Genomic DNA, 19,329 nt, shown 5'->3' with positions numbered 1-19,329 from the left:
GACGCCGCCGCGCCGGGGTGCCCCTACATTCCCGGGCTCAGTTTGGCCCGGTCCACGATCACGTGGACCAGGGCGGGGACGCGCTGCTCGGTCACGGCGCGCACGGCCTCGGTGACGACGCGCTCGATGTCCTCGTTGCGCTCCAGGCGGGCACCGTGGGCGCCGTAGCCCCGCGCGATGGTGGCGAAGTCCGGGTTCTGCAGCTGCGTGCCGGAGATCCGCCCCGGGTAGTGGTTCTCCTGGTGGGCGCGGATGGTGCCGAACTGGCTGTTGTCCACCACCAGGATCAGCGGGTGCGCGCCGTACTGCACGGCCGTGGCCAGCTCCTGCATGTTCATGAGCAGCTCGCCGTCTCCCGACACCGAGAACACGAAGCGCTCCGGCTCCTGCAGGGACACGGCCACCGCGGCGGGCACGGAGTACCCCATGGTGCCGTTGCGCACCGAGAAGTGGCACGGGTACTGGTGCTTGGTCACGTAGCGCGCGCCCCACGCCGTGTGGTTGCCCGAGCCGGTGGTCATGGCGGCGTCCTCCGGCAGGTGCTTGATGAGCTCTTGCATCACGAGCTCCATGTCCGCGGTGCCCGGGGCGTTGTTGCCCGCGGTCTCCGGGATCCGCAGGTGCTCCTGCCGGGCCTGCGCGGCGGGGGCCAGCCACGCGGACCAGTCCGGGTGCTCGGCCAGCTCCAGGAACTCCACGGCCTCGCCGAAGGCCACGGGGGAGGCGAGGATCTGCCGGGTCACCGCCCCCGAGTGCTGGCGCAGGGAGGGGTCGATGTTGACTATCCAGTTCACGGCGGAGGGGTCCTGCCGCAGCGTGAAGCCGTCCGTGGGGATGTCCGAGAGGCTCGTGCCCACCACCAGCAGCACGTCCGCGTCCACGAGCACCCGCCGGGTGGCCTCCGTGCGGCCGTAGCCGAGCTCACCCACGTCCACCGGGGAGTCGTCGGGAATGCGGTCCCCCGCGCGCCAGTCCGAGATCACGGGGATCCCGTGGCGCTCGGCGAAGGCGGTGACCTGTCGGGAGGCCTCGGGCGTCCACCGGGGCCCGCCCAGCAGGATGGCGGGGCGCTCGGCGTGCTCGAGGGCGGAGGCGAGGTCCGCGAGGTCGGTGCCGCTGACCGCACCCTCCGTCACGGGCAGCGGCGGGACCACCGGGGCGTCCGTGAGCTGGGTGATGACGTCCTCGGGCAGGCCCACCACCACGGGCCCGGGGCGCCCGGATCGGGCGGCGAAGAACGCCTTGGCCACGTACTCCGAGGCGCGGTCCGCCTCGTCGAGGATCATCACGCGCTTGGCCTGGGACCCGAACCACTGGTGGGGGTCCAGCTCCTGGAAGGCCTCCTTGTCCCGGTGCCCCACGGGGATCAGCCCCACGAACAGCACCAGGGCAGTGGAGTCCTGCCACGCGAGGTGGATGCCCACGAACGCGTTGGAGGCACCCGGCCCGCGGGTCACCATGGCCACGCCCGGGCGTCCGGTCAGCTTGCCGTAGGCTTCGGCCATGTAGGTGACACCGCCCTCCTGGCGGCACACCACGTTCTGCACGCCGGACTCGTAGAGCCCGTCCAGCACGTCCAGGTAGCTCTCACCCGGCACGGTGAACACGCGGTCCACGCCGTGGGCCTTGAGGGACTCGACGATCAGGTGGCCGGCGGACTGCTGGGGCATGGGGATCTCCTGACTCCGGGTCGAGTGTGGCCCGGATCACCGTTCTGGGGCTTGTCCGGCGATCCTACCGCCGGGGCGTCACACGGAGCCGTGCACCACCTCGCCGCCGATCACCGTGGCGGTGACCCGCACGTCCTTGATGCGGGCGGGATCCACGGTGTGGATGTCCTCGGAGAGCACCACGAAGTCCGCGAGCATCCCGGGCACCAGCCGCCCCTTCTCGTGCTCCTGGTGGGAGGCGTGGGCACTGCCCACGGTGTAGGCGCGCACCGCCTCGGCCACGGTGACGCACTCCTGCGGGACGAACTGCGCGCCGGAGGAGGTGCGCCGGTTGACCATGTCATGGATGTTGGCGATCGGCGGGTAGTCCACCACGGGGGCGTCCGTGGAGGCGGGGACCTCCATGCCGGCGTCGAGCAGCGACTTCATGCGGTAGCACAGCCGGGTGCGGTGCTCGCCCATGGCACGGGCGATGCCGTCCCCGAGCTCGTTCACGAACCGCCCCTGCGGCACGGGCACCACGCCGAGCCGTGCGGCGCGGGCCACCTGCTCGTCGCTGGCCACCCCGAAGTGCTCGATGCGGTGGCGGCAGTCCTCGCGGGGGGCCCGACGCTGGGCGTCCTCGATGGCATCCAGGGCCACGTCCACCGCGCCGTCGCCGATCGCGTGGACGGCCAGCTGCCAGCCGTTCTCGTGCGCGGCCACCAGGCGGCGTCGGAGCCAGTCCTGCGGGAACTGCAGGTAGCCGGTGTTGTGGGTCCCGGCCTCGGCGTCCGCGGCGTAGTCCTCGGTCATGTACGCGGAGCGCCCGATCAGCGAGCCGTCCGAGAGCACCTTGACCGCGCCGATGCGCAGCCGCTCGTCGCCCAGCCCGGTGCGCAGCCCGAGGTCCAGCCCGAACGGCTGGCCGTCCTCGGGCAGCGCACGCGCCACGGTGGCCCCGGTGGGGTCCACCGGGTGCAGCGTGGTGAGGTACGGCATCACGGTGGCCCGCACCGCGAGCCGCCCCCGGTCCCGGGCCAGCTGGTAGGCGGCCAGGTCCGTGACGCACTGGCCCAGGTGCTCCGGGGCGCCCAGCCCCGGTTCGGTCACGGACGTGATCCCGGCGGCCACGGCGACGTCGCTCGCGGCCGCAATCTGCTCCGCCACCTGCTCGGTGGTCTTGGCGGGCATCGCGGCCGAGACGATGGACCGGGCGGTCTCCTCGAGCAGGCCCAGGGCGGCGCCGTCGTCGTCCAGCGGCACGCTGCCGCCCTCGGGGACCGTGAACCCGGTGCGCCCGGGGTAGCCGGCGGCCTCGAAGGCCGCGGTGTTGACCACGGCCATGTGCCGCGAGTTGTGCCACAGCCACACGGGGTTCTCGGGGGACACCGCGTCCAGCGCCTCGGCCGTGGGGTGGGCCCCGCCCAGGTGGTTCTGGTCGTAGCCCTGTCCCATGACCCACTTACCGGGTTCGGCCTCCTGCGCGGCGGCCCCCACGGCGTCGAGCAGCTCGTCCATCGTGGCCACCGTGACCGGCCGCAGGTCCACCTGCAGCAGGGACTCGCCGAGGGCGCTCAGGTGGCAGTGGGCGTCGTGGAAGCCCGGGACCACGGTGGCCCCGTGCAGGTCCACCACCCGCGAGAAGACGTCCGAGGGAAGTTCGTCGTCCACGCTCACCACGCGCCCCCCGTGCACCCCCAGGGCGCCCACCACGGGGTGCCGAGGATCCTGCGTATGGATGCTGCCGTTGGTGTAGATGACGTCGAGTGCCATGGTGGCGCCGTCCTCGTGGTCGCGGTCCCGGACCGCGGGTGCCGTGCTCCGGCGATCCGCGCGGGCCGGTCCGGGACCCGCGGCGGCTCCCGCCATCGTCCCCCGGCACCGTGTCCCGTGTCACGCCCGGCCCACCGGGGCGCTCCTGCGGCACGGCGACGACGCCGCACGGTCGCCGTCCGCGCGCGCGTGAGGCGGGCGGCGTCGTCCTCCCATGCCCCGCCGCGCGCCCGGACGGACTCGCGGGTGTCGGAACGGCGACGGGGCGGGCGCCCGCCACGGCCCTCTCGCGGTGGGGCCTGTCGTAGCGGGAGCCCGTCACGACGGCGCGCTGTCGCCCCGGGCGGGCGGTGTGACGCTAACCTCATGGGCAACGCCGTGCGTCGCCGCCGCCGTCACCGGGAGTCGCCCGCGCTCCCGCCGTCGCGGACGCACTCGCCCTCGAACCCCAGGAGAACGCCATGCCGTTCGATCCCCAGGCGCCGGCCACCGGCCCCATGCCCGTCTACCAGGAGAGGGGTGACCAGGGGTACAAGAAGTCCCTGGGCAACTTCCAGATCCAGATGATCGGCATCGGCGGTGCGATCGGCGTGGGCCTGTTCCTCGGCATCGGCGGGCGCCTCGCCGTGGCCGGGCCCGCGCTGATCCTGTCCTACCTGGTGGTCTCCGCCGTGGTCTACCTGCTCATGCGGGCCCTGGGCGAGCTCGTGATCCACCGGCCCACCACGGGCGCCTGGGTGTCCTACGCGCGGGAGTTCGTGAGCGACCGCTTCGCGTTCATGACCGGGTGGATCTACGTGGCGCTCTCCGCCGTGGCCGGCGTGGGGGAGATCGCGGCGCTCGCGGTCTACGTGCAGTTCTGGTGGCCCGAGATCCCGGGGTGGATCCCCTCGCTCGTGGCGGCCATGGTGATCGTGGGCTGCAACCTGCTGAGCGTGAAGCTCTACGGGTTCATCGAGACGTGGGCCGCGGCCGTCAAGGTGGTGGCCATCCTGCTGTTCCTGGGCGCCGGGATCATCCTGGTGGTCGCCGGGGACATCTTCAACGCCCCCACCGCGGCCAGCGTGTCCAACCTGTGGAACCAGGGCTTCGCGACCCACGGCGTGATGGTGCTGGTGGTCGTGATGACCGGCGTGGTGTTCTCCTTCTCCGCGATCGAGATCGTGGGCGTCTCCGCCGGTGAGGCCAAGGACCCCGAGGAGTCCATGCCCAAGGCCATCAACTCCGTGGTGCTGCGCATTGCCATCTTCTACATCGGCTCCATCCTGGTGCTGTCCATGCTGCTGCCCACGGACGAGTACTCGGGGGAGGAGTCGCCGTTCGTGACCGCGCTGTCCTCCCTGAACATCCCGGCGCTCGCGGGGATCATGAACTTCGTGGTGCTCACGGCGGCCGTGTCCGGCGTCAACGCCACCCTGTACGCGTGCGTGCGGCTGCTGCGCAACCTGGCCGCGCACGGCCAGGCACCCGCGATCATGTCCACGGTCTCCCACCGCGGCGTGCCCTCCGGCGCGCTGGTCTGCATCTTCGGCTTCGACCTCGTGGGCATCGTGATGATCTACGCCCTGGGCGCCGCGGACGCGTTCGAAGTGGTGCTCAGCGCGTGCTCCGTGTTCATCCTCTTCGGCTGGATCTCGATCTTCGTGTCCCACCTGGGCTACCGGCGCCAGGTGGCGCGGGGCCAGGTGCAGCCCGTGCACTTCAAGATGCCCGGGGCACCGGTCACCAACTACGTGTGCCTCACGTTCCTGGTGGTGCTGTCCCTGTACATCATGTTCGACTTCTCCAACCCCCACTGGTACTTCAGCCTCCTGGCCGGCGTGCTGATCCTGGTGGCCACCAACGTGGGCTACGAGATCTCCAAGCGCCACGTGGCCAGGCACGGCCTGCCCGAGCTGAAGACCACGGGAACCGACGACCACGAGGACGCCGAGCCCGCGCAGACCGAGGGGCGCTGAGCGGCGTCGTCCTCCGGGCCGGGCACGGACGCCCGGGTGCGCCCGCGCGCCACGCGCCCCGGGCGTCGGCCGAACGCGGGCGCTGCCGCTAGGGTGGGGCACCGTATGAAACCCCGAGGCCGACACCGGAGGAAACCATGGACACCGTGAACAACCTGCCGTCCGCAACCGTGGACGAGATCCCCGAGGGCGCCCCGGTGCTCGACGTGCGCGAGCAGAACGAGTGGGATGCCGGGCACATCGAGGGCGCGCAGCACCTGCCGCTGTCGCAGCTCGCCGAGCGCGCCGAGGAGGTGCCCCTGGACCAGGACGTCTACGTGATCTGCCGCTCCGGCGGGCGCTCGCTGCGCGCCACCGCCTACCTCGCGCAGTACGGCTACGACCCCGTGAACGTGCTCGGCGGGATGGGTGCGTGGGCGGACGCCGGCAAGCCGATCGTCTCCGAGACCGGCGAAACGGCGCGCGTTCTGTGAATGCGGCGCACTCCGGCGTGGCCCCGGGTCCGGTGGACCCGGGGCCACGCCCCCTCCGGTACGCGTTCCTGGGCCCGGAGGGCACGTTCACCGAGGCTGCGTTGTTGCGTGTCCCCGGGGCCGACGCCGCCTCGCGGACTCCCGTGAACTCGGTGCCCGCCGCGCTGGGCGCGGTCCGCGAGGGCCGCATGGACGCCGCGGTGGTGCCCATCGAGAACTCGGTCGAGGGCGGGGTCACCGCCACCCTGGACGCCGTGTCGTTCGGTGCGGAGCTGCGGATCCTGCGCGAGATCCTGGTGCCCATCCAGTTCGTGCTCGTGGCGCCGGAGGCCACCTCCCTGGCGGACGTGTCCACCGTGTCCACCCACAGCCACGCGTGGGCGCAGGTGCGCGGCTGGGTCGAGGAGAACCTGCCCGGCGTGGCCTACGTGCCCGCCGCCTCCACCGCGGCCTCCGCCGTGGCCATGCTCGACGGATACGGCGGCGTGAGCACCGAGGGGCTGGGCTACGACGCCGCGGTGTGCTCCCCGGTGGTCGTCCAGCGCCACCCCGAGCTCACGGTGCTGGCCGAGGACATCGGGGACAACAAGCAGGCGGTCACGCGCTTCGTGCTCGTCGCCCGTCCGGACGCCCCCATGCCCGCGCCCACGGGAGCGGACAAGACCTCCCTGGTGGTGCCCCTGTGGGAGGACCGCCCCGGCGCGCTGCTCGACATCCTCGAGCAGTTCGCCACCCGCGGCGTGAACCTGACCCGCATCGAGTCCCGCCCCACCAAGACCCACCTGGGCGACTACTTCTTCTCCGTGGACATCGACGGCCACATCCACGACGCCCGCGTGGCCGAGGCCCTCATGGGCGTCCGCAGGATCTGCCCCCGCACCCGGTTCCTCGGCTCCTATCCCCGCGCCGACGAGCGCGCGGTCCCCGTGGCCACCCACCACAGTGACGCCGCATTCATCCAGGCCCGTTCGTGGGTCGACAACCTGAAAGGACAGTGACGTCCATGGACATCGAGGGCTGGAGCCAGACCCTGACGGCAGGACCGCTGCTGCTCATCGCCGCAGCCGCCATCGCGGTGCTGCTGGTGCTCATCATCAAACTGCGGGTCCACGCCTTCCTGGCGCTGATCATCGTCTCCGCCCTCACGGCGTTCGCCACGGGGATCCCCACCGACCAGGTGGTGCCCGTGATGCTCGACGGGTTCGGCAAGACCCTGGCCAGCGTGGCCCTGCTCGTGGGTCTCGGCGCGATGCTCGGGCGCCTGCTCGAGACCTCCGGCGGGGCACAGGTGCTCGCGGACCGGCTGATCCGGGCGTTCGGGGAGAAGCGCGCGCCGCTGGCCCTGGGCGTGGCCTCGCTGCTGTTCGGCTTCCCCATCTTCTTCGACGCCGGTCTGGTGGTCATGCTGCCCGTGGTCTTCTCGGTCGCGCGGCGCCTGGGCGGCAGCGTGCTCACGTACGCACTGCCCGCCGTGGGCGCGTTCTCCGTGATGCACGTGTTCCTGCCGCCGCACCCGGGTCCCGTCACCGCGGCCACGTTCTTCGAGGCCAACGTGGGCTACATCATCCTGGTGGGCCTGATCTGTGCGATCCCCGCGTGGTACGTGTCCTCCTACCTGTTCGGCAAGGTGGCCGGACGCCGGATCTCCCTGCCCGTGCCCACCATCCTGGGTGAGGCCGAGGACGTGCGGAACCCGCCGAAGGTAGGGACCGTGGTGGCCATGCTCCTGCTGCCCATGGTGCTGATCTTCCTCAACACCGGGCTGGGAACCCTCGCGAAGTCCGGGGCGGTGTCTCAGGAGACCGCGTCCCAGACGTGGTTCCAGCTGCTGCGCTCCCTCGGCGAGACCCCGATTGCGCTGACCATCACGCTGATCGTGGCCGCGCTGTGCATCGGCCGGGCCCGCGGGCTCAGCGGCACCGCGATCGAGAAGACGTTCGACTCCGCACTGGGCCCCGTGTGCTCGGTCATCCTCATCACCGGCGCCGGTGGGATGTTCGGAGGCGTGCTGCGCACCTCCAAGATCGGCGCGGCCCTCGAGGACGTGCTCGCGGACCTGGGGATCCCCGTGATCCTGGCCGGCTTCCTGATCGCCGCCGTGATGCGCGTGGCGCAGGGCTCGGCCACCGTGGCCCTGACCACCGCGGCGGGGCTGATCTCTCCCGCCGTGCTCGCGGGCGACTACAACGGCGTGCAGCTCGCGGCCATGGTCGTGGCCGTGGCCGCCGGTTCCGTGGTGCTCTCCCACGTCAACGACTCCGGGTTCTGGCTCGTGGGCCGGTTCCTGGAGATGGACGTGCGCACCACGTTCAAGACCTGGACGGTGCTCGAGACGATCATCGGCGTGGTGGGTTTCGCCCTGGCCGCCGTGGTCTTCGGGGTGGCCGGCGTCGCCTGACGCGGGTCCCCCGGACGATCGCTCACCGGGCGGGCGCCCGCGGCCTCAGCCGTGGGTGCCCGCCCGGTGCGCGTCCACGTCGTCCGCCTGGGACGGCGGCACGCGCACCTTCAGGGAGCGGTGGTGGATGGTGGTCTCGAACGCCTGGACGCTGCCGAGCGGGTCCCCGTCCACCTCGGACTCGATGGGCTCGTGGAACTCCACGCGCACGGACTTGCCGCTGTAGTAGTTGATCACGGGCGGTTCGTGGCGGTGCTGCAGCACCACCTTCGCGGCCATCCGCAGCCACCCCACCGCGGAACGGGGTGTCATCACCACGAGGTCCAGGAAGCCGTCGTCGAGCCGGGCCTTCGGCGCCAGGACGATCCCGGCGGTGAGCTCACCGCAGTTGCACACCATCACCGAGCGCACGAGACGCGAGACCCACGGCCCGCCGTCCACGGAGAAGCGCGCCCAGCGGGGCCCGCTGAACAGGTTGCGCGCCCCGGCCTCCGCGTACGCGGCCCAGCCCACGAGGTCCTTGAGGTCGTCCTTGGTGTCGGCCATGATCTGGGCGTCGAAGCCCGCGCCGCCCATCACCAGGAACCGGTGGTCCTCGCTGCGCCCGTCCGGGGTCTCGAGGTGCATGCCCACGGTGTCGATGGCCTTCTCCGAGCCGAACAGCGCCACGTCCACCGAGTGGTGCGGGTCCGCGAGGTCCGCCTGCAGGTTGCGGGCCAGCAGGTTCCCGGTGCCCAGCGGCAGCAGCCCGAGGGGGATCTCGCCCCCGGCCAGGGACGCGCCCACCGCGCGGATGGTGCCGTCCCCGCCCGCGGCGAGCACCACGTCCGCGCCCATGTCCACGGCCCGGCGGGCCATCGAGAACCCGGGGTCGTCGGCCTCGGTCTCGAAGATCACGGGATCGGCCCACCCGGCCTTGCGGCACGCGATGATCACGGCATCCTGGGCGAGCTCCGCGAGGGCCTTGGTGGGATTGACGACGACGGCCACGCGCTGGGGCGTCCGGGGCAGTTCCGGCACGGCTCCCTTTCCTGGATCGGTTGAAAGGCGGCTGGAGATGGGCTCAAGTGTACGGTCACCGGGTGCGCGGGCGCCGTCGGGACGCTGTATCGCGCCCCCGGGCATCCGTTGGATACCCTGGACGCGTGATCGACATCAACGAGCTGCGCGCCGACCCTGACACGTACCGAGCCTCCCAGACCGCCCGCGGGGCGGACGCCGGGCTCGTGGACCGCATCCTCGAGGCGGACTCCCGGCGCCGCAGCGCGATCACCGACTTCGAGTCCCTGCGGGCCGAGCAGAACGCGTTCGGCAAGAAGGTGGCCAGGGCCCAGGGCGAGGAGAAGCAGCAGCTGCTCGCGCAGGTCAAGCAGCTGGCGGCGGACGTGAAGGCCGCCCAGGCCGCCGCGGACGAGGCCCAGGCCACGCAGCAGCAGCTCGTGACGCAGTTCCCCAACCTGATCGTGGAGGGCATCCCCGCCGGCGGCGAGGACGACTTCGTCCAGCTGCGCACCGAGGGCACCCCCCGGGACTTCGCGGCGGAGGGCTTCGAGCCGCGCGACCACCTGGAGCTCGGCGAGCTGCTGGACGGCATCGACATGGAGCGCGGTGCCAAGGTCTCCGGCTCGCGGTTCTACTTCCTCAAGCGGGACGTCGCCCGGCTGGAGACGGCGCTGCTGATGGCCGCGCAGGACCTCGCGCTGGACAACGGCTTCATCCCCATGACCACGCCCAACCTGGTGCGCCCGGGCATCATGAACGGCACCGGTTTCGACGTGGAGCACGACGACGAGATCTACCGCGTGGGCAAGGACGACCTCTACCTCGTGGGCACCTCCGAGGTGGCCCTGGCCGGCTACCACTCGGACGAGATCCTGGACCTCTCCGGCGGGCCGCTGCGCTACGCCGGGTGGTCCTCGTGCTACCGCCGCGAGGCCGGTTCCGCGGGCAAGGACACCCGCGGGATCATCCGCGTGCACCAGTTCAACAAGCTGGAGATGTTCGTCTACTGCCACCCCGAGGACGCCGCCGCGGAGCACGAACGGCTGCTCGCGTGGGAGGAGCAGATGCTGCAGGCGTGCGGGCTCGCCTACCGGGTGATCGACACCGCCGCCGGGGACCTCGGCACCTCCGCCGCCCGCAAGTTCGACTGCGAGGCGTGGATCCCCACCCAGGGCAAGTACCGCGAGCTGACCTCCACGTCCAACTGCACCACGTACCAGGCACGCCGCCTCAACATCCGCGAGCGGCTGCCCGAGACCACGGACGCCCACGGGAAGGTCAAGAAGGGCGGCACGCGCGCCGTTGCCACCCTCAACGGCACCCTGGCCACCACCCGCTGGCTCGTGGCCCTGCTCGAGACCCACCAGCAGGCCGACGGCTCCGTGACGGTTCCCGAGCTCCTGCGCCCGTACCTGCGCGGGCAGGAGGTCCTGCGTCCGGTCGCCTGACCGGCGCACAGGCCCTCCGCCGACGACGCCGCCCGCCCACCGTGCCCGCGCGCGGCGAGCGGGCGGCGTCGTGCGTGACGGGATGAGCGTCCTGGTGCGCGCCGCAGGCCGGCCACCACGGCGGAGGGGCCGTGAGGTGCGCCGGCCGGAGACGGTGACGTGGCCGCGAGCCCAGCGCCGGCCGCCGGGGTGGGGCAGCCCCCTGCTGCGCCGTCACCGGTCGACACGGGACTTCACCCTCGCGTCACCCGGGCGTCCACCCGCGGACATGCCCCCATGGTCATGTGACACCATGACTGTCATGACTGAGACTCAGGCCGGCACCGACGACCGGCGCACCGACGACCGCGCGACGAGCGCCGCGGACGCCTTCGCGCCCATGAAGATCCAGACCCCCCGCTCCAGCTCGTGGACCAGGGAGGAGGGCGTACGGTACCTCGTGGCGCTGGACGTGGACGGCACGCTCGTGGACCACGACGGCCACATGTCCCGCGGCGTCAAGGACGCCCTGCGCGCCGTGGTGGGCGCCGGGCACCACGTGGTGATCTCCACCGGGCGCTCCATGGGCGCCACCCTGCCCGTGATCCGCCAGGGGCACATCGACTCCGGCTTCGCCGTGTGCTCCAACGGCGGCGTGACCCTGCGGCTGGACCCGCAGCTGGAGGAGCACTACGAGGTCACGGACCGCGTGAGCTTCGACCCCGCCCACGCCCTGCGGGCCCTGGCCAGCAAGCTGCCCACCGCCAAGTTCGCCCTCGAGGGCGCGGACGGGCGCTTCTACTCCACCGAGCGTTTCCAGGACGCGTCCTTCGGCATCGAGGCCGTGGGCGTGGACATCCACGAGCTCGCGCAGATCCCGGCGGTGCGCCTGGTGGTCTACAGCGCCACGGACGCCCCCGGGGACTTCGCGGAGGCCATCGAGCAGGCCGGTCTGCACGGCGTCGCCTACTCCGTGGGGTGGTCCTCGTGGCTGGACGTGGCCGCGAACGGCGTGTCCAAGGCCAGCGCCCTGGAGCGGATCCGCCAGCACCTGGACGTGGACCCCGCCCACACGGTGGCCATGGGGGACGGGCGCAACGACATCGAGATGCTGCAGTGGGCCGCGCGCGGGGTGGCCATGGGCCAGGCCCCGGACGAGGTGGCCGAGGTCAGCCGCGAGGTCACGGGCAGCGTGTACGAGGACGGCGCGGCGGCCGTGCTGCGCACCCTGCTCTGAGCCGCGCGCGGCACCTCCCGGTGAAAACGCATCGACCTGGGATACTGGCACCGTGTTCGTCCTGACCCTGACCCAGCGCGTGCCGGGCGCATCCCGCCCGGATCCCGAGACGGACCGCGAGGTGTGCCGGCGTCTCGCCGCCCTGCCCACGCGGGCACCGTTCCAGCCCTCGGGTCCCGGCATCGTCCGGGGCCTCACGGAGGACCCGCAGGCCGCGGTGGACGCCGCGATGACCGGGCTGCGGAACAGCGCCTACGCCGTGGGGATCGGGGTGGGGGACGTCCACCTCACGCGCGTGGACCAGCCGGACGGCCGCGTGGCCGTCACGGCGGAGGGCCCGGGCATGGGCTTCGGGCACGACGCTGCCCAGCACACCCGCAGCTCCGAGCGCGTGGCCGTGCGCGTGAGCGCGGCGGACGCCGAGGCCGCGGCCCAGGCGGAGGCCGTGCTGCGGATCGTGGGCCACATCGTGGCCGAGCGCAGCGAGGCCGAGTGGCGGGTGGTGGACCTCATGGTCCCGGGTGCCCGCGGCCAGCAGAGGACGGTGGCGCAGCAGCTGGGCATCACACCCCAGGCGGTGTCCAAGGCCGTGGTGCGCTCCCTGTGGAACGAGGAGTGGCGGGCCCGCCCCGCGGCCGCCACCCTGCTGCGGCTGTGCGCGCCCGAGGACCCGCTGGGCCTCTAGACCGGCCGCCTCCCGGGTGCGGGGCACCCGCGCTCACCACCACGTGTCCACTGCGAAGCCCGCGGCCTCGAGGTGTGCCCGCAGCACGGGCAGGCACTCCGTGGGCAGCCGCAGGGAACCGGGCACGTCCCGGGCGTCGAAGTAGCCCGTGAGCCACGTGAAGGCGGGGTGCTCCTCGGCCAGTGACTCGCAGCGTGCCACCACCTCCGCGGTGTACTGCTCCGGGGCGAAGATCCAGAAGGACTCCACGTCGGTCAGCTGGAACAGCCCGATGCCCCGGTGCCCGGGGGTCCCGGACCGGGTGGCCGCTCCGGGCGGTGGCGCCGGGGCGGCCTCGCCCCACGCCTGGGACGGGCTGCGCACCCAGCCGCCGGAGGCCGCGGGCCCGAGAGCGGGCGCCAGGGGGTCCAGCTCCCAGCGCGGTGCCGCGGCGAGCCACTCCGGGACCTCCGGGGGGTACAGCGGGGCGTGGGGGGCCTCGGGCCAGCGGTCCCGCCACGTGGCCCAGGCGCCGGCCTGGACCCGGTCCCAGAACTCCTCGGCCCCGAGGTCCACGGACACCTCCGCCACGGTGCTGCTGGGCCGTGCCCACGTGGCCGGCGCCTGCTCCCCGGGCAGCTGCACGGACTCCGCGGTGAAGGGCCGGGAGGCGATGTCCGGGTGGAGGGAGGGTGTGGGTGCCGGTGCTGCCCCGGCCGCCGAGAGCAGCGCGCGAACCCCGTCCGTGAGCCGCTCCGGGCCGAGCACCTGGGTGGACGCGGTGCCGTGGAAGACGTACACACGCTCGTCAGCACCGTGCTGCGGATCGAACACGGACACCACCTCCCGGACGGACGGACGTGCGGTGGGGCGAGCACCGCGGGAACACCGAGCCCGAGGACCGGGCGACCCGCGCGCTGCGCGGCACCCCGGCCACCGGAGCGAGACCATCCCACCACGGCCCGGCGACACGCATAAGCGGCGGGACGACGAGGTCCCCGCCGCCGGAACGCACCGGCTGCGGGGACCTCTGCGGGACGGGGGAGGGACTCAGTCGTCCTGCTCCGCCTCCGCGGCGTTGTCGTACTGGGACTGCTGGAAGCGCTGCTGCGCCTCCACGATCAGGCGCTCGGCGGTCTCCTTGCCCTCCCAGCCCTCACCCTTGACCCACTTGTTGGGTTCGAGGTCCTTGTAGCGCTCGAAGAAGTGCTGGATCTCCTTCTGCAGGAACTCGTTGACGTCCTCGAGGCCCTGGATCCCGTCGTAGCGCTTGTCCGTGGACACGCACAGCACCTTGGCGTCCCCGCCGGCCTCGTCCGTCATGTTGAACACCGCGATCGGGCGCGCCTCGACGATCACGCCGGGCATGATGTCCACGTCCATGATGACCATGGCGTCCAGGGGGTCGCCGTCCTCGCCCAGGGTGTCCTCGAAGTAGCCGTAGTGCGTGGGGTACTGCATGGAGGTGAAGAGCACGCGGTCCAGGCGGATCCGGCCGGTCTCGTGGTCGATCTCGTACTTCACGCGGGAACCGCGGGGGATCTCGATGGTGACGTCCAGCTCCATGGTGACACTCCTTGAATCGTGGTGAGGTGGGCCGGGCACGGCGTTCACCCGGCGCCCACGGCCACCACCGGGTCCCGGCGGCGTCCGTGAGGGCAGATGCTCCCACGATACCGGCCGCGCCCTCCGCGGTCCCAGCGGGCCGGGGCTGAGCGTTGTCCCCGTCAGACCCGTGCAGGACAATGGGGCCCATGCCGGCCACCTCGTCACGTCCCCGCGCCGCGCGCCGCGGTCCGGTGCTGCTGTGCGTGCTGCTGGCTCTCGCGCTCGTGGCCTCCGCGGCGCTCGCGGTCCCCGCCCTGGCCGGTGAGCTGCGCCCCGTCGCGCAGTGGCGAGCGGCGCACGAGGAGCTCGCGGAGGGGTCCGGCGCCGCGGACCACGACGCCGCCGCGGGGCCAGGCGCGGGCGGCACCCCCGAGTCGGGAGACAGCGCCGACGAGGGCGCGCGCACCGGTGCCGAGGACGGCTCGGACCGCGGCGCGGACCCGGTCCCCGGCGGCGCGGGCAGCCCCGCGGCGTCGTCGTCCGGCGCCGTCTCCGCGCAGGGTCTCCAGCGGGCGCTGGACGCCGAGCTCGAGGGAGCCCCCGGCGTGGTCACCGCCGCGGTGGGGGAGCTGGGAGCCGACGGCCCGGTGGCGGGGCGGGAGCAGGCCCGCCCCGTGGTGCCCGCCTCGAACCAGAAGCTGCTGAGTGCCCTGGCGGTGGCCGAGCACGTGGGGGCCCAGGACCGGCTGGTGACCACCGTGGTGAGCGGCGGGCCCGGGGCGCTGACCCTGGTGGCGGGGGGAGACACGATGCTCGCCCCGGGGCAGGGGGACCCCGCGGCGGTCAACGGCCACGCGGGACTCGGGACCCTGGCCCGGCGCACCGCGCGGGCGCTCGAGCAGCGCTCGCCGGACGGGGTGCCCGGTGCCGTGGAGGTCACGGTGGACACGAGTCTGTTCGCCGGCCCGGACCTGAACCCGGCGTGGGAGAAGGAGGACGTCGCCTCGGGGGAGATCTCCCGGGTTGCACCCATCGCGCTGTACTCCCACCGGGTGCCCGCCGCGGACGGCACCGATCCCGGGGACCGTGGGCGGCGGCCCGCGGACCCCGCGGGCGAGGCCCTCGCAGAGTTCTCCCGGCAGCTGCAGAAGGAGCTGGGCGACGCCGCGGTCACCGCGCGGGGGACCGCCCGGGCACCCGAGGGGGCCACCGAGCTCGCACGGGTGGAGTCCGCCCCGGTGCACGAGCAGAGCGCCTACATGCTCGCGCACTCGGACAACTCCCTCGCCGAGACCCTCACCCGGGTCGCGGCGGCACGCTCCGGACGGGAGGCGAGCGTGGCAGGGGTCCAGGACCTGCTGCCGGCCGCGCTGCGCGAGCACGGGATCGACACCTCCGGGCTGCGGGTGCTGGACGCGAGCGGCATGGCACCGGGCAACCGGGTCACGGCCGCCACACTCGCCCGGGCCGTGGACACGCTGCTCACGGAACCGCGGTTCGGCCCGTACGGGCGCGGGCTGCCCGTGGCCGGTGGCACCGGAACCCTCGCGGAGCGTTTCGACGACCCCGCGGAGCAGCCTGCCCGAGGGGTGGCCCGGGCCAAGACCGGCACGCTGCTGGACGTGGTGGCGCTCAGCGGGTACGTGCAGCGGGAGGACGGGGCCGTGCTCGTCTACGCGGTGGTGCTCAACGGCGTCACGGGGCACACCGCCCGGGCCAAGGACCGCGTGGACCGCACGGTCGCGGAGCTCACCCGGAGCCGGTGAGCGGTCCACGGCACCCGGGGTGACCCCGAGCGTGGCCCTTCTGTGCGGGTCGGAGCGGTGTGGTTGAGTGTGCCCATGAGCCGAGAACTGACCCGCCGTTCGCTGGTCGACTGGGATGCCGCCGCGCAGATCGCCGCGAAGGTCACGCCCCCGGGGCCCACCCCTGAGCCCCGCGAGATCTCCAGGGCCGTGGAGTCCCTGCGCTACTTCGCCCACGAGTCCGTGCACCACGTGCACGTCATCACCGGGCTGGACGCCGCGGAGAACCTGCGTGACTCCACCGTGCTGGTGGTGGACCGTGCGGGGTGGGCCAAGGCCAACACCCAGACCTTCTCCGTGCTGATGCAGCCGGTGTTCGACCGGCTGAGCGCGAAGGACCCCGCCAAGTTCGCCGCCGCGCAGCGCGGGATCGCCCCCACGGCCACGGCCGCGGAGATAGGGGCCCTGGTGGGCTTCCTGTCCTCCAAGGTGCTCGGGCAGTACGACCCCTACGCCGGGCTCGTCTCCGAGCGGGCCGCCCGCAGCCACCCCGGGGGGCGCCTGATGTTCGTGGCCCCCAACGTGCTGTGGACCGAGCGGGAGCTCAACGTGGCCCCCGAGGACTTCCGACTGTGGGTGTGCCTGCACGAGCAGACGCACCGCGTGCAGTTCGCCGCGGCCCCGTGGCTGCGGGACCACATGCTCGAGCAGATCTCCCGGCTGGGCTCCCTGGACGCCGGCGCCTGGCAGCGGCTGCGCGCCGTGGGGGCCTCCCTCGCCGGGCGCTCCAGGGACCCCCGCCCGGACGCCGGGCTGGGACCCCTCACCCACCTGCTCACGGACGAGGAGCGCGCCACCCTCTCCCACGTGACCGCCGTGATGTCCCTGCTGGAGGGCCACGCGAACGCCGTGATGGACGCCGTGGACGCCAGCATCGTGCCCACGGTCAAGACTATCCGCCGCCGCTTCGACGCGCGCTCCTCGACCCACGGGGCGCTGGACCGGATGGTCCGCTCCCTGCTGGGCATGGACGCCAAGATGCGCCAGTACAGCAACGGGCAGAAGTTCGTGGAGCACGTGGTGGAGCGTGTGGGCATGGAGAGCTTCAACACGGTGTGGAGCTCCCCGCAGACCCTGCCCACGGAGGCCGAGATCCACGACCCCGAGGCCTGGGAGCGGCGCGTGCTCGGCTGAGCCGCCCCCCGGCACCCGGCCCGACTTCAGATCGGTGTGCCAAGATGACCCCGTGAGCTCTGAAAACATCAACCAGCAGATCCGGCTGTACGGTCAACCGCTGTCGGAGCGCTTCGGCGCCGTGGTGGGGGCCTACGGCATCACCCAGCGCAGGCTGGCCCAGGTGCTGGGGCTCTCCGCGCCCATGCTCTCGCAGCTCATCAGCGGCCGACGCATCAAGATCGGCAACCCGGCCGTCTACGAACGCCTGGTCATGCTCGAGGACAGCGCGGGCTCCTCGGACCTCGAGGCCGTCCTGAGCCGCGTGGAGGCCTCGCAGCCGGTGCTTTCCACGTCCCAGATCCGCACCGGCATCACCACGGACACGGACGCCGTGACCGCACTTGCCTCGGTGGTCCCCGCGGGGGAGCTGGAGCGCGCCCTGGTGATGCTCGGGGAGAACACCCCCGTGCTCTCCAAGGTGCTGGCCATGGCCGAGGAGTGCGCCCAGCGCAAGAGCGCCTCTCAGGGCTGAGCCGGTGCAGCGAGGACGCAGCGGCCGCCTGAACCCGACCGTCGCCCGGGTGCGGCGTGCGGTGCGGCGCACACTGGATCCGGTGCTCGACGCCGCCCGCTCCCGTGGTGAGGCCCCGCCCCTGGTGCTGCTCGGCTGCAGCGGGGGAGCGGACTCGCTCGCGCTCGCGGCGGCCGCGGCCCACCTGCAGCGCCGCGGCACGTGCCGCGTGGGGGCGGTGGTGGTGGACCACCAGCTGCAGGACGGCTCGGGGGAGGTCGCCCACCGCGCCGCCCAGACCCTGCGGGGGCTGGGGCTGGACCCGGTCCACGTGGAGCGCGTGCACGTGACCCGCCGCGGCACCGGCCCGGAGATGGCCGCCCGGCTCGCCCGCTACGAGGCCTTCCGTTCGGTGGTCGCCCGCACGGGCGCCGCCGCCGTGCTGCTCGGCCACACCCGCGACGACCAGGCCGAGACGGTGCTGCTCGGGCTGACCCGCGGCTCCGGCACGCGCTCGCTGTCCGGGATGCCCGAGCGCCGCGTCGAGGACGGTGTGCTCTACCTGCGCCCGCTGCTCAACGTCACCCGTGCGGAGACCGAGACGGTGTGCGCCGCCGAGGGCCTGGAGCCCTGGCTCGATCCCAGCAACGCGGACACCGCGCTGACCCGCTCCCGGATCCGCCACGAGGTGCTGCCCCACCTGGAGGCCCAGCTCGGACCCGGCGTCGGCAGGGCCCTGGCCCGCACGGCGTCGGTGCTCGGTGCGGACGCGGACTATCTCGAGGAGCAGGCCGCGGCCGCCTACGACGCCGCCCTGCTGGCTCCGAGCCGTGCGGAACCGGAGCACGCGGTGGTGCTGGACGGCGCGGTGCTGCAGGCCACCCCGGCGGCCCTGCGGCGTCGTGTGCTGGCCCGGGCGTGCGTGGCCGCGGGCGGGGAGACGCCCACGTTCGAGCGGCTGGGAGCGCTGGAGGACTTCGCCCTCGGCCACGGCGAGGCCGGGCCCGTGCAGCTGGCGGGTAAGGTGTCAGCGTGGCGGCACCGCCCGGACGCGGACCGTGCGCGGGGGTGCCTGGAGCTGCGCGGAGAGCCCAGCCCGGCGCCCCAGCAGAGAACCACCACCCAGAACAACCCCGGGAGTGCCCAGTGAAGGCCGAACACGTCCACGAGGATCTGAGCAGCATCCTGTTCACCAAGGAGCAGATCGCCGAGAAAGTCCGCGAGCTCGCGCAGCAGATCGACCGCGACTACGAGGGCCGGGACGTGCTGCTCGTGGGCGTGCTCAAGGGCGCCGTGCCCGTGATGGCGGACCTGATGCGCGAGCTGCAGGGCCAGTACCCCATGGACTGGATGGCGGTGTCCTCCTACGGCTCCGGAACCAAGTCCTCCGGCGTGGTGCGGATCCTCAAGGACCTGGACACGGACCTGCACGGCAAGGACGTGCTGATCGTGGAGGACGTGATCGACTCCGGCCTCACCCTCTCCTGGCTGCGCACCAACCTGGAGTCGCGCGGCACGCGCTCCGTGGAGATCTGCGCGCTGCTGCGCAAGCCCGAGGCCATGAAGACCGACATCGACGTCCGCTACGTGGGATGGGACATCCCCAACGAGTTCGTGGTGGGCTACGGGCTGGACTTCGCGGAGCAGTACCGCAACCTGGACTGCATCGCCACCCTGGCCCCGCACGTCTACCAGTGAGCCGGGCGCGCCGCCGCGCGTGACCCGGCCACCCAGGCCCCGCCACCGCAGCTCCCAGCCCGCACCG

17 protein-coding genes are annotated in these 19,329 nt (G+C 72.9%); 12 read left to right on the top strand and 5 right to left on the bottom strand.

The window, feature by feature from the left end; all coding sequences use genetic code 11:
• Nucleotides 1-23: 23 nt before the first annotated feature.
• On the bottom strand, nucleotides 24-1,670 hold the full coding sequence (locus KRH_RS09625; RefSeq protein ID WP_012399013.1) for a thiamine pyrophosphate-dependent enzyme: 1,647 nt from the start codon (nucleotides 1,668-1,670) through the stop codon (nucleotides 24-26).
• A 78-nt stretch (nucleotides 1,671-1,748) separates the two neighbouring features.
• Nucleotides 1,749-3,425, bottom strand: a complete 1,677-nt coding sequence (locus KRH_RS09620) for an amidohydrolase (RefSeq protein ID WP_012399012.1) — start codon at nucleotides 3,423-3,425, stop codon at nucleotides 1,749-1,751.
• A gap of 461 nt (nucleotides 3,426-3,886) precedes the next feature.
• Here KRH_RS09620 and KRH_RS09615 point away from each other — a divergent pair, with 461 nt between their 5' ends.
• The 4 genes from KRH_RS09615 (at nucleotide 3,887) to KRH_RS09600 (ending at nucleotide 8,254) form a co-directional block, all read left to right on the top strand.
• Nucleotides 3,887-5,383, top strand: coding sequence for an amino acid permease (locus tag KRH_RS09615; RefSeq protein WP_012399011.1), 1,497 nt, complete (start codon nucleotides 3,887-3,889; stop codon nucleotides 5,381-5,383).
• A 137-nt stretch (nucleotides 5,384-5,520) separates the two neighbouring features.
• Nucleotides 5,521-5,856, top strand: coding sequence for a rhodanese-like domain-containing protein (locus KRH_RS09610; protein ID WP_012399010.1), 336 nt, complete (start codon nucleotides 5,521-5,523; stop codon nucleotides 5,854-5,856).
• Complete coding sequence (gene pheA / locus KRH_RS09605; protein WP_012399009.1) at nucleotides 5,853-6,854, top strand: prephenate dehydratase; 1,002 nt, start codon at nucleotides 5,853-5,855, stop codon at nucleotides 6,852-6,854. Before KRH_RS09610 ends, pheA begins: the two co-directional genes overlap by 4 nt.
• 5 nt (nucleotides 6,855-6,859) lie before the next feature.
• Entirely contained in the window at nucleotides 6,860-8,254 is a 1,395-nt protein-coding gene (locus KRH_RS09600; protein WP_041297703.1) for a GntP family permease, read from the top strand.
• Between the two features lie 45 nt (nucleotides 8,255-8,299).
• Here the strand turns inward: KRH_RS09600 and KRH_RS09595 are convergent, their stop codons facing one another.
• On the bottom strand, nucleotides 8,300-9,274 hold the full coding sequence (locus KRH_RS09595) for a diacylglycerol/lipid kinase family protein (protein WP_012399007.1): 975 nt from the start codon (nucleotides 9,272-9,274) through the stop codon (nucleotides 8,300-8,302).
• A gap of 125 nt (nucleotides 9,275-9,399) precedes the next feature.
• Here KRH_RS09595 and serS point away from each other — a divergent pair, with 125 nt between their 5' ends.
• The 3 genes from serS (at nucleotide 9,400) to KRH_RS09580 (ending at nucleotide 12,605) form a co-directional block, all read left to right on the top strand.
• On the top strand, nucleotides 9,400-10,704 hold the full coding sequence (serS, locus tag KRH_RS09590; RefSeq protein ID WP_012399006.1) for a serine--tRNA ligase: 1,305 nt from the start codon (nucleotides 9,400-9,402) through the stop codon (nucleotides 10,702-10,704).
• 301 nt (nucleotides 10,705-11,005) lie between these two features.
• The gene (locus KRH_RS09585; RefSeq protein ID WP_041297416.1) at nucleotides 11,006-11,920 is read left to right on the top strand and encodes an HAD family hydrolase; all 915 of its coding nucleotides are present in this window, start codon (nucleotides 11,006-11,008) and stop codon (nucleotides 11,918-11,920) included.
• A 52-nt stretch (nucleotides 11,921-11,972) separates the two neighbouring features.
• Nucleotides 11,973-12,605: a hypothetical protein gene (locus KRH_RS09580; RefSeq protein WP_012399004.1), complete on the top strand. Its 633-nt coding sequence runs from the start codon at nucleotides 11,973-11,975 to the stop codon at nucleotides 12,603-12,605.
• A gap of 33 nt (nucleotides 12,606-12,638) precedes the next feature.
• Here the strand turns inward: KRH_RS09580 and KRH_RS09575 are convergent, their stop codons facing one another.
• Both KRH_RS09575 and KRH_RS09570 read right to left on the bottom strand, forming a co-directional pair.
• Entirely contained in the window at nucleotides 12,639-13,418 is a 780-nt protein-coding gene (locus KRH_RS09575) for a hypothetical protein (RefSeq protein WP_226905836.1), read from the bottom strand.
• A gap of 216 nt (nucleotides 13,419-13,634) precedes the next feature.
• Entirely contained in the window at nucleotides 13,635-14,150 is a 516-nt protein-coding gene (locus KRH_RS09570; RefSeq protein ID WP_012399002.1) for an inorganic diphosphatase, read from the bottom strand.
• Nucleotides 14,151-14,338: 188 nt separating this feature from the next.
• Here KRH_RS09570 and dacB point away from each other — a divergent pair, with 188 nt between their 5' ends.
• From dacB to hpt, 5 genes are all read left to right on the top strand, one after another.
• Nucleotides 14,339-15,898, top strand: coding sequence for a D-alanyl-D-alanine carboxypeptidase/D-alanyl-D-alanine endopeptidase (gene dacB, locus KRH_RS09565; protein WP_105590579.1), 1,560 nt, complete (start codon nucleotides 14,339-14,341; stop codon nucleotides 15,896-15,898).
• A gap of 75 nt (nucleotides 15,899-15,973) precedes the next feature.
• A complete protein-coding gene (locus KRH_RS09560) occupies nucleotides 15,974-17,071 on the top strand; it encodes a zinc-dependent metalloprotease (RefSeq protein WP_041297415.1) in 1,098 nt (365 codons plus the stop codon).
• Nucleotides 17,072-17,123: 52 nt separating this feature from the next.
• Entirely contained in the window at nucleotides 17,124-17,585 is a 462-nt protein-coding gene (locus tag KRH_RS09555; RefSeq protein WP_050738069.1) for a DNA-binding protein, read from the top strand.
• 4 nt (nucleotides 17,586-17,589) lie between these two features.
• Nucleotides 17,590-18,714 carry a tRNA lysidine(34) synthetase TilS gene (gene tilS / locus KRH_RS09550; RefSeq protein WP_041297414.1) on the top strand — a complete coding sequence of 375 codons (1,125 nt, stop codon included), beginning with the start codon at nucleotides 17,590-17,592 and terminating at the stop codon, nucleotides 18,712-18,714.
• Nucleotides 18,711-19,262 (top strand): hypoxanthine phosphoribosyltransferase, encoded by a 552-nt coding sequence (gene hpt, locus KRH_RS09545; RefSeq protein WP_012398997.1) that lies wholly within the window; start codon nucleotides 18,711-18,713, stop codon nucleotides 19,260-19,262. Before tilS ends, hpt begins: the two co-directional genes overlap by 4 nt.
• Nucleotides 19,263-19,329: the final 67 nt, after the last annotated feature.

Source organism: Kocuria rhizophila DC2201, assembly GCF_000010285.1.
In the GTDB taxonomy this organism is placed as follows: domain Bacteria; phylum Actinomycetota; class Actinomycetes; order Actinomycetales; family Micrococcaceae; genus Kocuria; species Kocuria rhizophila_A.
This window is presented reverse-complemented; position numbering and strand designations above follow the sequence as displayed.

Coding starts and splice junctions, on each gene's coding strand:
- dacB (WP_105590579.1), top strand. CDS start 14,339: ATGCCGGCCACCTCGTCACGTCCCCGCGCCGCGCGCCGCGGTCCGGTG.
- KRH_RS09625 (WP_012399013.1), bottom strand. CDS start 1,670: ATGCCCCAGCAGTCCGCCGGCCACCTGATCGTCGAGTCCCTCAAGGCC.
- KRH_RS09570 (WP_012399002.1), bottom strand. CDS start 14,150: ATGGAGCTGGACGTCACCATCGAGATCCCCCGCGGTTCCCGCGTGAAG.
- KRH_RS09600 (WP_041297703.1), top strand. CDS start 6,860: ATGGACATCGAGGGCTGGAGCCAGACCCTGACGGCAGGACCGCTGCTG.
- KRH_RS09615 (WP_012399011.1), top strand. CDS start 3,887: ATGCCGTTCGATCCCCAGGCGCCGGCCACCGGCCCCATGCCCGTCTAC.
- KRH_RS09560 (WP_041297415.1), top strand. CDS start 15,974: ATGAGCCGAGAACTGACCCGCCGTTCGCTGGTCGACTGGGATGCCGCC.
- KRH_RS09610 (WP_012399010.1), top strand. CDS start 5,521: ATGGACACCGTGAACAACCTGCCGTCCGCAACCGTGGACGAGATCCCC.
- KRH_RS09620 (WP_012399012.1), bottom strand. CDS start 3,425: ATGGCACTCGACGTCATCTACACCAACGGCAGCATCCATACGCAGGAT.
- KRH_RS09585 (WP_041297416.1), top strand. CDS start 11,006: ATGACTGAGACTCAGGCCGGCACCGACGACCGGCGCACCGACGACCGC.